At 67.4% G+C, this 14,163-nt stretch carries 14 protein-coding genes and 1 tRNA gene; 4 read left to right on the top strand and 11 right to left on the bottom strand.

Translation table 11 applies throughout. The features are described from left to right. Window positions 1–14 precede the first annotated feature (14 nt). From K5880_RS08705 to K5880_RS08690, 4 genes are all read right to left on the bottom strand, one after another. A complete protein-coding gene (locus K5880_RS08705) occupies window positions 15–1,508 on the bottom strand; it encodes a tripartite tricarboxylate transporter permease (protein ID WP_297650806.1) in 1,494 nt (497 codons plus the stop codon). 1 nt (window position 1,509) lies between these two features. Further along, complete coding sequence (locus K5880_RS08700; RefSeq protein ID WP_297650804.1) at window positions 1,510–2,037, bottom strand: tripartite tricarboxylate transporter TctB family protein; 528 nt, start codon at window positions 2,035–2,037, stop codon at window positions 1,510–1,512. Between the two features lie 66 nt (window positions 2,038–2,103). Beyond that, window positions 2,104–3,063, bottom strand: a complete 960-nt coding sequence (locus K5880_RS08695; RefSeq protein ID WP_297650802.1) for a tripartite tricarboxylate transporter substrate-binding protein — start codon at window positions 3,061–3,063, stop codon at window positions 2,104–2,106. Window positions 3,064–3,173: 110 nt separating this feature from the next. Further along, complete coding sequence (locus K5880_RS08690) at window positions 3,174–4,196, bottom strand: porin (protein ID WP_297650800.1); 1,023 nt, start codon at window positions 4,194–4,196, stop codon at window positions 3,174–3,176. Between the two features lie 136 nt (window positions 4,197–4,332). On the opposite strand from K5880_RS08690, the gene K5880_RS08685 reads away from it, so the two are divergent. The 3 genes from K5880_RS08685 to K5880_RS08675 are packed head-to-tail and all read left to right on the top strand — an operon-like array spanning window position 4,333 to window position 6,892. Beyond that, complete coding sequence (locus K5880_RS08685; RefSeq protein WP_297650798.1) at window positions 4,333–5,007, top strand: response regulator transcription factor; 675 nt, start codon at window positions 4,333–4,335, stop codon at window positions 5,005–5,007. Next, window positions 5,004–6,431, top strand: coding sequence for a sensor histidine kinase (locus tag K5880_RS08680; RefSeq protein ID WP_297650796.1), 1,428 nt, complete (start codon window positions 5,004–5,006; stop codon window positions 6,429–6,431). Before K5880_RS08685 ends, K5880_RS08680 begins: the two co-directional genes overlap by 4 nt. After that, window positions 6,428–6,892, top strand: a complete 465-nt coding sequence (locus K5880_RS08675) for an RNA-binding S4 domain-containing protein (protein ID WP_297650794.1) — start codon at window positions 6,428–6,430, stop codon at window positions 6,890–6,892. The genes K5880_RS08680 and K5880_RS08675 overlap by 4 nt, the downstream gene beginning before the upstream one ends. Window positions 6,893–6,943: 51 nt before the next feature. On the opposite strand, the gene K5880_RS08670 is transcribed toward K5880_RS08675, so the two are convergent. Continuing rightward, window positions 6,944–7,852, bottom strand: coding sequence for a DMT family transporter (locus tag K5880_RS08670; protein ID WP_297650792.1), 909 nt, complete (start codon window positions 7,850–7,852; stop codon window positions 6,944–6,946). Window positions 7,853–7,983: 131 nt separating this feature from the next. Here K5880_RS08670 and K5880_RS08665 point away from each other — a divergent pair, with 131 nt between their 5' ends. Then, complete coding sequence (locus K5880_RS08665; protein WP_297650791.1) at window positions 7,984–8,463, top strand: hypothetical protein; 480 nt, start codon at window positions 7,984–7,986, stop codon at window positions 8,461–8,463. Window positions 8,464–8,526: 63 nt separating this feature from the next. On the opposite strand, the gene K5880_RS08660 is transcribed toward K5880_RS08665, so the two are convergent. The 6 genes from K5880_RS08660 to cysS all read right to left on the bottom strand — a co-directional run bounded on the left by K5880_RS08660 (window position 8,527) and on the right by cysS (window position 14,094). Next, window positions 8,527–8,619: transfer RNA gene (locus K5880_RS08660), tRNA-Ser, on the bottom strand. A 54-nt stretch (window positions 8,620–8,673) separates the two neighbouring features. Continuing rightward, window positions 8,674–9,954 carry an aspartate kinase gene (locus K5880_RS08655; protein ID WP_297650789.1) on the bottom strand — a complete coding sequence of 427 codons (1,281 nt, stop codon included), beginning with the start codon at window positions 9,952–9,954 and terminating at the stop codon, window positions 8,674–8,676. An 88-nt stretch (window positions 9,955–10,042) separates the two neighbouring features. Then, on the bottom strand, window positions 10,043–10,984 hold the full coding sequence (tilS, locus tag K5880_RS08650) for a tRNA lysidine(34) synthetase TilS (RefSeq protein ID WP_297651105.1): 942 nt from the start codon (window positions 10,982–10,984) through the stop codon (window positions 10,043–10,045). 43 nt (window positions 10,985–11,027) lie between these two features. Beyond that, window positions 11,028–12,014 (bottom strand): acetyl-CoA carboxylase carboxyltransferase subunit alpha, encoded by a 987-nt coding sequence (locus K5880_RS08645; RefSeq protein ID WP_297650788.1) that lies wholly within the window; start codon window positions 12,012–12,014, stop codon window positions 11,028–11,030. Between the two features lie 53 nt (window positions 12,015–12,067). Beyond that, a complete protein-coding gene (locus K5880_RS08640) occupies window positions 12,068–12,718 on the bottom strand; it encodes a DNA-3-methyladenine glycosylase 2 family protein (RefSeq protein ID WP_297650786.1) in 651 nt (216 codons plus the stop codon). Beyond that, window positions 12,718–14,094 (bottom strand): cysteine--tRNA ligase, encoded by a 1,377-nt coding sequence (gene cysS, locus K5880_RS08635; protein ID WP_297650784.1) that lies wholly within the window; start codon window positions 14,092–14,094, stop codon window positions 12,718–12,720. Before cysS ends, K5880_RS08640 begins: the two co-directional genes overlap by 1 nt. Window positions 14,095–14,163 lie beyond the last annotated feature (69 nt).

The following is a 14,163-nucleotide window of genomic DNA, read 5'->3' as shown; positions in this document are numbered from 1 at the left end:
CCCTACCGGTATCGTCAAGCCATGCGAGTGCGCCGCGCCAGCAGGCGCGGCAACACCAGCACCGCCACCACCACGGCCAGCAGCGTGGCCGACATCGGGCGCTGCAGGAAGACCATGAAACTGCCCTCGCCGATGGACAGCGCGTTGCGCATCTGCGCCTCGGCCATGGGGCCGAGGATCAGGCCGACGATCACCGGCGCGGTGGGGAAGTCGTAGCGGCGCATCACCACACCGAGCAGGCCCAGGCCGTACATCAGGAACAGGTCGAACGCGCTCTGGCGCATGCCGTACACGCCCACGGTGGCGAAGATCAGGATGCCGGCGTAGAGCTGCGGGCGCGGGATCTTGAGCAGCTTGACCCACAGGCCCACCATGGGCAGGTTGAGCACCAGCAGCATCACGTTGCCGATGTAGAGCGAGGCGATCAGCGCCCACACCAGGGCCGACGAGGTCTGGAACAGCTGCGGCCCGGCGTTGATGCCGTAGTTCTGCAGCGCGCTCAGCAGGATGGCCGCGGTGACCGAGGTGGGAATGCCCAGCGTGAGGAGGGGCACGAGCGTGCCGGTCACGGCCGCGTTGTTGGCCGCCTCCGGGCCGGCCACGCCTTCGATGGCGCCCGTGGTACCGAACTCCTTCTTTTCCTCGGGACCGGCGAGCTTGCGCTCGGTCGCATAGCTCAGGAAGGTCGGGATCTCGCTGCCGCCGGCCGGGATGGTGCCGAACGGGAAGCCGATGGCGGTGCCGCGCAGCCAGGCCGGCCAGGAGCGGCGCCAGTCGCGCCGCGTCATGTGCACGCGGTTCATCTTGTTCATGGTGGCGGTGCTGCGGCCTTCGTAGAGCGCGTTGTAGAGCGCCTCGGCCACGGCAAACAGACCCACGGCGACCAGCACCACTTCGATGCCGTCCATGAACTCGAGCACGCCGGCGGTGTAGCGCACCTGCGCGGTGATCTGGTCGATGCCGATCAGGCCCAGCGCCAGGCCGAAGAACAGCGCGGTCAGACCGCGCAGCGTGCTCTGGCCAAGCACCGCGCTCACCGTGGTGAAGGCCAGCAGCATCAGGCAGAAATACTCGGGCGGGCCAAGCTGCACCGCGAACTCCGCCAGGATGGGCGCGAACAGCGTGACCAGGATGGTGGCGATGCTGCCGGCCACGAAGGAGCCGATGGCCGAGGTGGCCAGCGCGGCGCCCGCGCGCCCGCTCTTGGCCATCTTGAAGCCTTCGAGCGCGGTCACCATGGTGCCGGTCTCACCCGGCGTGTTCAGCAGGATCGAAGTGGTCGAGCCGCCGTACATGGCGCCGTAGTAGATGCCGGCGAAGAAGATCATCGACGCCGTGGGTTCCACCTGCCCGGTGATGGGCAGCAGCATGGCCACGGTGACGGCCGGGCCCAGGCCGGGCAGCACGCCGATGGCCGTGCCCAGCGCGCAGCCGGCAAAGGCCCAGAGCAGGTTGACGGGGGTGCCGGCGGTGGCGAAGCCGGCGAGCAGCTGGTTGAGGACGTCCATGTCAGATCCAGCCCGTGGCGGTGATGCCGGGCAGGTTCACGGCCAGCAGTTTGGTGAACAGCCAGTACACGGGCGCGGCGATCAGCATGCCGGTGACCGCGTCCTTCACGGTCTGTCGCAGGTCGCCGATGGGTTTGCCCTCGCTGGCGCGAAGACCGCGCACGGCGAGCATGAAACACAGCGAACAACTCAGGATGAAACCGATGGTGGTGATCAGCGCCGCGTTGAGCAGGATGCCGGCCGAGACCCAGGCCAGCGCGCGCCAGTCGCCCCGCGCGGCGCCCGAAGGCTCTTCCATCTGCCGGTAGCCGCCCGTGAGCACCTCGCGGATCAGCATCACGCCGCATGCCGCCAGCGCGGCACTCACCACCCAGGGCAGGAAGTTGGGGCCGACGCCGGCATAGCCCGCGTCGGAGGGGATGTCCATAGCGCCCCAGGCGAGCACCGCCGCCACGACAAGGGCACCGATGCCCATGGCGAGCTGACCGGGGCGGTGGTTGGTTTGTGATCGGGTATCGAGGGAATCCATATCAGTGCTCACCGAAGGCGCGCCAGAGGGGAAAGCCGCAAAGCGGCGCAGGGGTGCTTGCGGGCTCTAGACCATGCCCGCGCGCACCATGGTCGCGCGCAGCGATGAGAAGTCCTTGTCCACGAACTCGTCGAAGGCCTTGCCGGTGAGCAGCGCGGGCGTCCAGTTGTTCTTCTCCAGCGCGGCAGCCCAGCTCTTGCTCTGTGTGGCCTTGACGATGCGTTGCGTCAGTTCGTCGCGCTGGGCCGGCGTGATGCCTGCCGCGCCGAACACGCCGCGCCAGTTGCCGATCTCCACGTCGATACCCTGCTCCTTCAGCGTCGGCACGTCGATGCCCTTGACGCGCTGACCGGACGTAACGGCAATCGCACGCATCTTGCCGCTTTCGATGTACTGCTGGAATTCGCTGTAGCCGCTGCCGCCCACGCTGACGTTGCCGCCCAGGATGGCTGCCGTGGCCTCGCCACCGCCCCTGAAGGGCACGTAGTTGATCTTCGAGGCCGGCACACCGACCGACTGCGCGATCTGCGCGGCGGCGATGTGTTCGGTGGAGCCGCGCGAGCCGCCGCCCCACTTGACACTGCCCGGGTCCTTCTTGAGCTGCTCGACCACGTCCTTCATGGTCTTGAAGGGCGAGTCGGCCGGCAGCACGAACACGTTGTATTCGGTGGTCAGGCGCGCGATCGGCGTGAGCTGGGTGACGGACACCGGCGGCTTGCCGGTGATGATGCCGCCGAGCATGACCGCGCCCATGACCATGAGCGCATTCGGGTCGCCCTTGCTGGCGTTGTAGAACTGCGCCAGGCCGATCGCGCCGGCGGCGCCGCCCTTGTTCTCGAAGGTGACCGATGAGGCCACGCCGGCATCGCGCAGGGCTTCGCCGAGCGCGCGGCCGGTGCCGTCCCAGCCACCGCCCGGGTTGGCCGGGATCATCATCTTGATGCTGACGTTGGCCCAGGCGGCAGTGGGCAGGGCACCGGCAGCGGCGAGGGCGGCCAGGGATTTGAGGAAGGTATCGCGGCGCATGGCTTGTCTCCTTGATATGGGGTGAACCGACTGGCGTATCTTCTGCCTGCACGCTGTCAGTTCGCTGTCCACTTCCTCGGTGAAAACCCTAGGCCAGCGCCCAGCACCGATCAAAAGCGATGGCGCAGCCCCACCTGGATGCCGTTGGAGCGGCCCCCGGCCACCGGGCCGTTGAACCCGAGCGCGGCCACGCCGTCGTTCGACACTGCGGTGAGGTGGCTGTAGACCGCCGTGCGCCTGGACAGGTTGTGGCTGGCCTGCAGGGTGAAGATCTTCGCGTCGTCCAGCGCCGCCGATCCGGTGACGTTCTTCGCCTGCGCCGCGCCCACCGACAGTGTGGTCTCGCCGAACTTGAACGCCGCGGCCAGGCCGTACACCTTGAGTTTCTCGGCGGCCCTGTCTTCCACGTCGTAGTAGGCCGACAGCTTGAAGCTGCCGAAGTCGTAGGCACCCACGAGCAGCAGCGCGTCCCTGCCCTGCTGGCCGGCCAGGGCACCGTCGGCGTCCTTCACCTGCATCAGCGACAGGCCCGCCGTCAGCGGTCCTTGCGCGTACAGCGCATGCGCACTCAGCTGCTTGCCGAAATCCGGGCTCGGGTTGCTGCTGGCGCGCTCCTCGCCCAGGCTGTACTGCAGCTGGAAGACGGTGTTGGCGACCGTGGGCGAGACGTAGGTGATGGCGTTGTCCACGCGGTTGTAGTCGCCGTTGCCGATGATGGGCACCACGCTGAGCACGTCGTAGGTCTTGGTGCCGATCACGCCGGCGATGTCGTCCATGGGCGAATACTGGCGGCCCAGGCGCAGCGCACCCCAGCCACCGGCCAGGCCCACGTAGCCCTGGCGCCCGAACAGGCGGCCGCCCTGCCCCAGCGTGCCCACGTCGGCGTTGAAGCCGGACTCCAGCAGGAACACGGCCTTGAGGCCGCCGCCGAGGTCTTCAGAGCCACGCAGGCCCCAGCGCGAGCCCTGCTGCTGACCGGAGGACACGCGGGTGAGCGAGGTCGCGCCCTTGATGCGTTCGACGGCAACATCGACCACCCCGTAGAGGGTGACGGAGGACTGCGCGCTGGCCAGGCCGCTGGCAAGCCCGAAAGCCGCGAGGGCGATGGCATTTCTTCTCAAGCTGAGGTTCATGTTCACTTTCCTGTGTGGGTGGAGGGAGTGGCCATGCTCTGCGCGGGGGCTGTCAGTTCGCTGTCCAGCCGATCCGGACAAACCCTGAGCACCTGTCCGGACCACCGCGCGCGCGCCGCGTGCCGATAATCGGCCCATGAAGTTGCTGCTGATCGAAGACAACGCCACGATGCAGACCACCTTGCGGCGCAGTTTCGAGCGGCGCGGCATGCAGGTGCTGGGTTGCGAGGACGGCGCGCGCGCGCTGGCGCTGTGGCAGGCCAGCCTGCCCGACGCCGTGCTGCTCGACCTGAGCCTGCCCGGCGTGGACGGGCTCGACGTGCTGAGCCAGGCGCGCGCGGCCGGCCTGACCACGCCGGTCATCGTGCTCACCGCACGCGGCACCGTGGGCGACCGCATCCTGGGGCTCAACTCCGGCGCCGACGACTACATGCCCAAACCCTTCGACCTGGACGAGCTCGAGGCGCGCGTGCGCGCGCTGGTGCGCCGCTCGGGCCAGGCCGACCCCGGCGCGCGCGCGCCCGCCTGGTGCGGCATGCACGTGGAGCGGGACAGCGGTGCTGTCTACTTCGGCGGCCAGCCGATGGAACTCGCGCCACGCGAGCTCGCGCTGCTGCAGGCCCTGCTGGGCAAGCCCGGCCACGCCATCGCCAAGGAACGCCTGTTCGAGCTGGTGTTCCCGGGCGAGAGCCAGGTGCAGCCCGAGGCCATCGAGGTCGTGGCCTACCGTTTGCGCAAGAAGATCGCCCACACCGGCGCACAGCTGGTCACGCTGCGAGGCCTCGGCTATCTGCTCAAGGCCTCCACATGAAGCGGCCGGTCTCGCTGCGCCGTACCCTGCTGCTGGGCATCCTGGTGCCGGTGTTCGGCTTCGTCCTTGTCAACACCGTGGTGCTGTACCGCCAGGCCCTCGCCGCAGCCGACACTGCCTACGACCGCACGCTGCTGGCCACCGCGAAGTCGCTGGGTGAGCAACTTCGCGTGACCGGCTCGGGCGACAACCTGCGCATCGAATCTACCCTGCTGTATTCGGCTCTTGAAGCCTTCGAGGCCGACAACCGCAGCCGCATCTTCTACCGCGTGAGCGGTCTCAAAGGCGAGATGGTGTCGGGCTTCGACGACATGCCCGCCTCGCGCCGCGACATCCCGCAAAAGAACCTCTACGCCGCGCTGGTCAACTTCTACGACGACGAGTACCGCGGCGTGCCGGTGCGCATGGCGGTGCTGCTGCAACCGGTCTCGGGTGTCTACGAGCAGGGCATGGCCACGATCCAGGTCGCCGAAACGCTCGAGCTGCGCCAGACGCTGGCACGGCAGATCCTGGCCGACACGCTGCTGCGCCAGGCCGCGCTGGTGATCGTGATCGCGCTGGTGGTGGTGTTCGTGGTGCAGCGCGCCACACGGCCGGTGCGCGCGCTCAGCCAGGCGCTGGGCATGCGCAGCGAGAACGACCTCTCGCCGCTGCCCACCGAGGGAGCGCCGCGGGAGCTGCTGCCGTTGCTCGATGCCACCAACCAGCACATGCAGCGCCTGTCGCATCTGCTGGAGCACCAGAAGCGCTTTGTGCGCGATACCTCGCACCAGTTGCGCACACCGCTGGCGGTGCTCAAGACGCAGGTGCAGTCGGCCCGGCGCGGGGATGCCCCGCCCGCGCAGGCATTGGAGGAGATCGGCCACACCGTGGATCGCGCCACCGAGCTGGCCAACCAGATGCTGGCACTGGCCAAGGTGGAACAGTTGCGGCAGGACCGCAGCGCACCCGTGCTCGACTGGTCGGACGTGGTACGCGCGGTCGCGCTGGACCTCTCGGCCCTGATGGCCGCGAACTCGCTGGATTTCTCCATCGAGACACAGGCCGCGCCAGTGCAGGCGCATGAATGGGCGCTGCGCGAACTCAGCCGCAACCTGCTGCACAACGCGATCAAGAACACGCCGCCAGGCTCCACCCTCTCGGTGGTGCTCGTCGCGGACCGGCACACCGCCGCGCTCACCATTCGCGACGAGGGCCCCGGCATTTCGCCGGCGCTGCGCGCACGTTTGTTTCAGCCCTTTGCCACCGAACCGGGCCAGGTACCCGGCGTGTCCGGCTCCGGCCTGGGGCTGGCGATCTGTCATGAGATCGTGCAGTCGCTGCAGGGCATCATCGAACTCGACAACCGCGTCGAGCATGGCCAGTTGCACGGTCTCGACGCCACCGTGCGCCTGCCGCTGGCCACGCCTTCCACCGCTCCATGAAAAACACTCCCGACCTCCACGGCAACGACAAGGTGCGCCTCGACAAGTGGCTCTGGGCCGCACGCTTCTACAAGACCCGTGGCCTGAGCAGCGAGGCCATCGACAAGGGCCACGTGCGCCTCAATGGCCTGCCCGCCAAACCCTCGCGCGAGGTGAAGGCGGGCGACACGCTGGAGCTGCGAATGGCCCAGGACGCACCCCGCACGGTGGTCGTGCGGGCCTTGAGCGGCGTGCGTGGCCCGGCACCGGTGGCCGCCCTGCTGTACGAGGAAACCGAGGCCTCGCTCAAGCAGCGGCGCGAAGCCGCCGAGCAGCGCCGGCTGGCACCGGAGCCCGCGCACAGCCAGCCCCTGGGCCGACCGACCAAGCGCGACCGCCGTCACATCGAAGATTGGCGCAATGCAGCGCCGCGCGATCAATGGAACGACCGCTGGAGTGCCTCGCTGGACGATCCGGAGTAGTTCCCTCGCCGCGCCACCGTGCGAGGCCAGCACGGCAGGCTGCCGCCCCGTTCAGCCTTTGCGCAGACCCAGCCACATCACCGTGGCCACCACCACCAGGCCCCCGGCCACCTGCACCGGCGCGATCGCCTGCCCCAGGATCGCCCAGGCCAGCACCAGCGCGAAGATCGGCTCGATGTTCATGATGGCCGAGTTGCCCACCACGCCGAGCCGTGGCAGCACGGTGAACATGATGGTGAAAGCCGTGCCGTAGAGGAAGGTCAGGCCCAGCAGCCCCCACCAGCCGATCGGTGCGGTGGGCAATGACAGCCCGCCTTGCGTGGCCGCTCCGGCCAGCGCCATCACCGAGACGATGGCCATGGTGCTTGCAGTGCGCAACCGGCCGTCGAGTGCACCCGTTTCATGCTGGGTCAGCACCAGGGCCAGACCGAACGTGGCCGCCGCCGCCAGCGCGAACGCCACCCCCACGCCGATCTTTGCCCAGTGCCCTGAAGCCCCCAGCCCCGACGCAGCGCCGAACACGTCCAGCGCGAGCGCCAGGCCGAGCAGCATCACCGGCATGGCACGCAGCACACGCGGCTGCGGGCGCTGCCCGTACACGATGCGCGCCCACAGCGCGGTCCACAAGGGATAGGTGTTGAAAGCCAGCAGCGCCAGGGCCACCGGCAGGCGCGCGACAGACGCGTAGAGGCACAGGCTCTGCACGCCCACCAGCAGCCCGATGGCGGGCAAGGCCTTGCGATGCCGTGCCTGCAGCGCCACCGGCACGCGGTACGCAATCAGGATGCCCGCGACCACCAGCGCCGTGACGCCGCTGCGAAAGGCCACGGCGGTGGCCACGCTCACGCCATGGTCGAACGCCAGGCGCGCGGCCACATGGTTGGCGCCCATCATGAAGGCGATCAGCAGCAGGGTGGCGAAGGCCGTGGTGGAAAGCGCGGCAGGGGTCGGGTTTTGCATGGTGCATTGTCGCGTCAGCACAATGGCCCGGCATCGGCACCGTGTTCAGCGTTCGGGGTGTCGATGCGTTGCTGGAAACGGGGATATCACCGATAGTCGCCTCACCGACACACGCACCGAAGGAGAGAACGATGGGCTTCAACGAGCATCAGCGGGGCGACAGCGAGGGCTACCGCGGCATCCCTACCCGGCCCGCGCAAAGCCTGGACGAGGCCATGGGCCGTGGCGCCGGGCAGGCGCGGCGCGAACAGGAACTCCAGCATGGCCTGCAAGGCTCAGAAGGCTACGAAGCGATCCCGCCGCGCTACGGCATCTATCTGGTGGTCCTGATCGGGGTTTTCGCGATGGCACGCTGGATGTTCGGAGGCAACACGTACGCCTCGCTGCTGCTTGCTGGATCAGTCGGCGCGTTGATGCTGACGCTCGCTTTGCGGGGCCTGCTGCGGGGCTTCACTCCGCTGGCAGTTGGCCTGGCCGGTGGGGCGGCCTTTGGATCCATGTCCCTGGTCATCAATCAGTCGCCTCTCACTTGGGGCAACATCGCGATTCATCTCATCATTGGAAGCGCCATCGGGATCGGCATCATGGTGGTTCGACGGCACCGGCGTTGAAGAGTCACAGGCCCGTCCGCGCATGAAAAAACCCCACGGCCAACGGCGATGGGGTTTTGTGTCTGGCGGAGCGAGAGGGATTCGAACCCTCGATGAGGCTCTACACCCCATACTCCCTTAGCAGGGGAGCACCTTCGGCCACTCGGTCATCGCTCCGGAAGCTGCGTATTATGCCTCAACTCACCCGGCTCTTCTCCTCTGGAGAACGGCTCAGCGGGTGAGGGTGTCAGCGGTCTGGTCGAGGTCGAATTCGCGGTGCAGCGCACGCACCGCGAGTTCCATGTACTTCTCGTCGATCACCACCGAGGTCTTGATCTCGGAGGTGGAGATCATCTGGATGTTGATGCCCTCCACGCTCAGGCACTTGAACATGCGGCTGGCCACGCCGACGTGGCTGCGCATGCCGATGCCGACAATGCTGACCTTGCAGATGCGCGTGTCGCCCACCACTTCGGCCGCGCCCAGCGCCGGCACGACCTTGGCCTTGAGCAAGTCCAGCGTTTTCTGGTAATCGTTGCGGTGCACCGTGAAGCTGAAGTCGGTCAGTCCGCCCTTGCTCAGGTTCTGGATGATCACGTCGACCTCGATGTTGGCATCGGCCACCGCACCCAGGATCTGGTAGGCGATGCCGGGGGTGTCAGGCACGCCGAGCACCGAGATCTTGGCCTCGTCGCGGTTGAAGGCAATGCCGGAAACGACGGCTTGTTCCATGTCTTCGTCTTCCTCAAAAGTGATCAGGGTGCCGGAAGCGGCTTCCTCATTCAGGTCGATGTCCCAGGGCGTGAAACTGGAGAGCACGCGCAGGGGCACCTTGTACTTGCCGGCGAATTCCACGGAGCGGATCTGCAGCACCTTGCTGCCCATGCTGGCCATCTCCAGCATTTCCTCGAAGCTCACGCGCTCGAGGCGGCGCGCCTCGGGCACCACGCGTGGGTCGGTGGTGTAGACGCCGTCGACGTCGGTGTAGATCAGGCACTCGGCGGCCTTGAGCGCGGCGGCCACGGCCACGGCCGAGGTGTCGCTGCCGCCCCGGCCCAGCGTGGTGATGTGGCCGTCGGGATCGATGCCCTGGAAACCGGTGACGATGACAACCTTGCCAGCAGCGAGTTCGGCGCGCACGCGCACGTCGTCGATCGACTCGATGCGGGCCTTGGTGAAGGCGCTGTTGGTCTTGATCGGCACCTGCCATCCGGCAAAGCTCACCGAGCCGATGCCCTCGGCCTGCAGCGCGATCGCCAGCAGCGCGGACGAGGCCTGCTCGCCGGTGGCCGCGAGCATGTCGAGCTCGCGGTTGTAGGCGTCATCGGTCTTGCCAGGCGCCAGTTCTCTGGCCAGGCCGAGCAGGCGGTTGGTCTCGCCGCTCATGGCGCTAGGCACCACCACGAGCTGGTGACCGGCCCGGTGCCACTTGGCCACACGTTTGGCCACGTTGCGGATGCGCTCGGTCGACCCCATGGAGGTGCCGCCGTACTTGTGAACTATCAAAGCCATCGGGAGTTGGGATTGGGTTGGTTGCCACCACGCGACGACGTCGGCGGTGCATGTCCTGGGCACTCGCGGCCCGTTGGGCAACCTGTAATTATATGGGTGCCCTGTAGTTCAGGCACTCCCCCTCTCGCGCCACGTACCCCGCGGCGACCTTGAGATGGATGCGGTGGCCCCGCGTGGTGCAGGCGGCGACCTGATCCAGCAGCTCGTCCATCTGCGCGGCGCTGGCCGCCACGCCTTCGCTGTCGCGCAACCAGTGGCGCAAGGCGTTGGCCTGCCGGTCGCGCGACAGCCGCTGCAGCGCCGCAATGGCGGGCGGCGTGCCGGTGCCAGCGAGATCCAGCACCGCCAGCTCGTCCAGCAAACGCTGCGCCTGTGCGGCGTGCGCGGCGCTGCGCGCCAGCATCGGCCGGAAGCCCGGAAAGCAGGCCTCCCACGCAGGCATCAGCAGCGCGCGGATGCGGTTGCGGGTGAAGCGCTGGTCGCTGTTGCTCGGGTCGTCCACGAAACCGTGGCCCTGCGACAGCAGCCATGCGCGCAGCTCGGTGGCGGGCAGCGCCAGCAGCGGCCGCCCGAAGACCATGCCGTGTCGCTCGAAACGCGCTGCCATCGCGCTCAACCCCGGCAGGCCCGCGCCGCGGCTGAGCGCGAGCAACAGGGTTTCGGCCTGGTCGTCGGCGTGTTGCCCGAGCAGCGTGCAGCTGGCTCCTGCATCGGTGGCCATGCGCGCCAGGGAGGCATAACGTGCCTGGCGCGCGGCATCCTCAGGGCTCTGGCCGGAGGTGTGCATGGCCTGCACGCGTTCCACCCGCAGCGCCATGCCGCGCTCGGCGCAGAAGGATCGGGCGTGCGACTCGAAGGCATCGGCAGCGGCCTGCAGACCGTGGTTCACATGCAGCGCCACCACCCGGTCGGGCCAGCGCCGCTGAGCGGCCAGCAGCAGCGCGGTGGAGTCGGCGCCGCCACTGTAGGCCACCGCCACAGTGTCCAAGGGCAGGTCGACGCTGCTCCAGCGCGCGCACCACGCCGCCAACGCCTGATCGCAGGGGTTGGCCGGTGCGTCGCAGGCGTTCACCTCAGCGCTTGTCCTTGCTGTCGGCCTTGGTGTCGGTGAAGCGACCGTAGCTGTTGAGGCGCGCGTAGCGGCGATCCACCAGTTCCTTCACCTTGAGATCGGCGACCTGTCGCCAGGCGTCGCCCAGCGCACGCTTGAGGAAAGCGGCCATCTGCTTGTGGTCCCGGTGCGCGCCGCCCACCGGTTCGTTCACGATCTTGTCGACCAGTCCCAGCGCCTTGAGGCGGTGCGCGGTGATGCCCAGGGCATCGGCCGCCTCACTGGCGCGGTCGCTGGTCTTCCAGAGAATGGACGCACAGCCCTCGGGGCTGATCACCGAATAGACCGAGTACTGCAGCATGAGCACCTGGTCGGCCACCGCGATGGCCAGCGCGCCGCCCGAACCGCCTTCGCCAATGATGGTGGAGATGATCGGCACCTCGAGTTGCGCCATCTCGAAAATATTGCGGCCGATGGCTTCGGACTGGCCGCGCTCCTCCGCGTCGATGCCGGGATAGGCGCCGGGCGTGTCGACGAAGGTGAACACCGGCAGCCTGAACTTCTCGGCCAGCTTCATCAGGCGCAGGGCCTTGCGGTAGCCCTCGGGCTTGGTCATGCCGAAATTGCGCAGACCACGCTCCTTCGTGTCGCGGCCCTTCTGCTGCCCCAGCACCATGCAGGGCTGGCCGTTGAAGCGCGCCAGACCGCCCACGATGCTCAGGTCGTCGGCGAAATGGCGATCACCATGCAGTTCGACGAAGTGCGTGAAGACTTCGCGCACGTAGTCCAGCGTGTAGGGGCGATCGGCGTGGCGCGCGATCTTGGTGATCTGCCAGGGCGTGAGGCTGCTGTAGATGTCCTTGGTGAGCTGCAGGCTCTTGCCGGCCAGCTGTTCGATCTCTTCGGAGATGTCGACCGCGGATTCCGTCTGCACATAACGCAGTTCCTCGATCTTGGTTTCGAGTTCGGCAATCGGTTGCTCGAAATCGAGAAAATTCTTCTTGGCCAAGGTGTGCTCCTTTGGTCTTGTTTGCGACGACGTCCCGGTGAAAACCGGTGCGCTCAGTAACTCACCGGCAGCGGATCGAGCGACCGCCAAATATACCAAGTCGCCACACTGCAGAAGGGGGCCCAGGTGGTCGCCACTTCCCGGATTTCGCTGCGGCTGACGGGCTCGCCCGAAAAGTAGGCCTGGCTGATGCCGTTCTGCAAACCAATGTCGTCCAGCGGTAGTACGTTGGGCCGCATGAGGTGGAAGATCAGGAACATCTCGGCCGTCCAGCGGCCGATGCCGCGAATGGCAACCAGCTCGGCAATGATGGCTTCGTCGTCCATGCCAGGCCAGTCGTTGACGCGCACGCGCCGATCGGCGAAATGCAGGGCCAGGTCCACCAGGTACTCGACCTTGCGCGCTGACAGGCCGGTCGCGCGCATGTCGTCAACCTTGAGCTTGAGCACCTGCGCCGGCACCATCTTCTTCGGCAACTGCTCGAAACGGTCCCATACCGACTGCGCGGCCTTCACCGAGATCTGCTGGCCGACGATGCTGCGCGCCAGCGTGACGAAAGCGTCGCCGCGCGATTGCAGGCAACCGGCCCCGTACTGCGGGATGAGCTTCTTCATCACGCGGTCGCGCTTCATGAGGTGGCGGCAGGCCTCGACCCAGTACTCGGGCGGCACGGGCGTGGGCACGGGCAATGCGGCCGTGGCCATCAGATGCGCTCCCAGGTGGTGCCCGAGGGGCTGTCCTTGAGCACGATGCCCTGCTCCTGCAATGCCTTGCGGATGCGGTCGGCTTCGGCGAAGTCCCTGGCCTGCTTGGCGGCGGTGCGCGCCGCGATCAACGTGGTGATCCTGACCTCGTCGCTCTCGGAGCCCCCTTGCAGGAAGCGCTGCGGATCGTCCTGCAGCAACCCCAAGGTCCCACCCAGTGCTTTCAACAATCCGGCAACGGCAGGCTCCCTGCCACGGTTGATTTCACCGGCCAGTTCGAACAGCACCGCCACCGCCTCGGGCGTGCCGAAGTCTTCGTCCATCGCGGCGCGGAAACGCTGCGCGTGCGGCTGGTTCCAGTCGATCGAGTTCATGGGCGCGGGCGGCACCAGCGACAGCGCGGTGTACAGGCGCTTGAGCGCGCCGCGCGCGTCGTCCAGGTGCACGTCGCTGTAATTCAGCGGGCTGCGGTAGTGCGCGCGCAGGATGAAGAAACGCACCGTCTCCGGGTCGTACTTCGCCAGCACCTCGCGGATGGTGAAGAAGTTGCCCAGGCTCTTGGACATCTTCTCGTTGTCCACGCGCACGAAACCGTTGTGCACCCAGAAGCGCGCCAGCGGCTTGCCGGTGGCGCCTTCGCTCTGAGCGATCTCGTTTTCGTGGTGCGGGAACTGCAGATCGGCACCACCACCGTGGATGTCGAAGGTTTCGCCCAGCGTGCTGCAGCTCATGGCCGAGCACTCGATGTGCCAGCCCGGGCGGCCCGTGCCGTAGGCGCTGTCCCATTGGGCCTCGGCCGGTTCATCGGGCTTGGCCGATTTCCAGAGTACGAAATCCAGCGGGTCGTTCTTGTCGCTCGCCACCGCTACGCGTTCGCCGGCACGAAGGTCGTCGAGGGATTTTCCCGAGAGCTTGCCGTAGCCGGGGAATTTGCGCACCGCGTAGTTCACGTCGCCGTTGTCAGCCTGGTAGGCCAGGCCCTTGCGCTGCAGGGTCTCGATCAGCGAGAGCATCTGCGGCACGTATTCGGTTGCACGGGGCTCCAGGGTGGGAGGCTCGATGCCGAGTGCGCCGATGTCCTGGTGCATGGCCGCGGTCATCTCGTCGGTCAGTGCCCGCAGGGTGATGCCGCGCTCCAGCGCGCGCTTGATGATCTTGTCGTCGATGTCGGTGATGTTGCGCACGTAGGTGACGCGGTAGCCACTGACCTTGAGCCAGCGCTGCACGATGTCGAAGGCCATCATCATGCGGGCGTGGCCGATGTGGCACAGGTCGTAGATCGTCATGCCGCAGACGTACATGCGCACATGGCCGGGTTCCAGGGGCTGGAATGCCTCCAGCCGGCGAGACAGGGTGTTGTGAATTTTCAGGGTCATGGAACGGCAGACGCGGGAGTCGGGGCGGCAATCGGGGGCGGCAAACCGGACTCGCCAGGCCTTGCATGA

It is taken from the genome of Hydrogenophaga sp. (genome assembly GCF_025699295.1).
Lineage (GTDB): Bacteria > Pseudomonadota > Gammaproteobacteria > Burkholderiales > Burkholderiaceae_C > Hydrogenophaga.
This window is presented reverse-complemented; position numbering and strand designations above follow the sequence as displayed.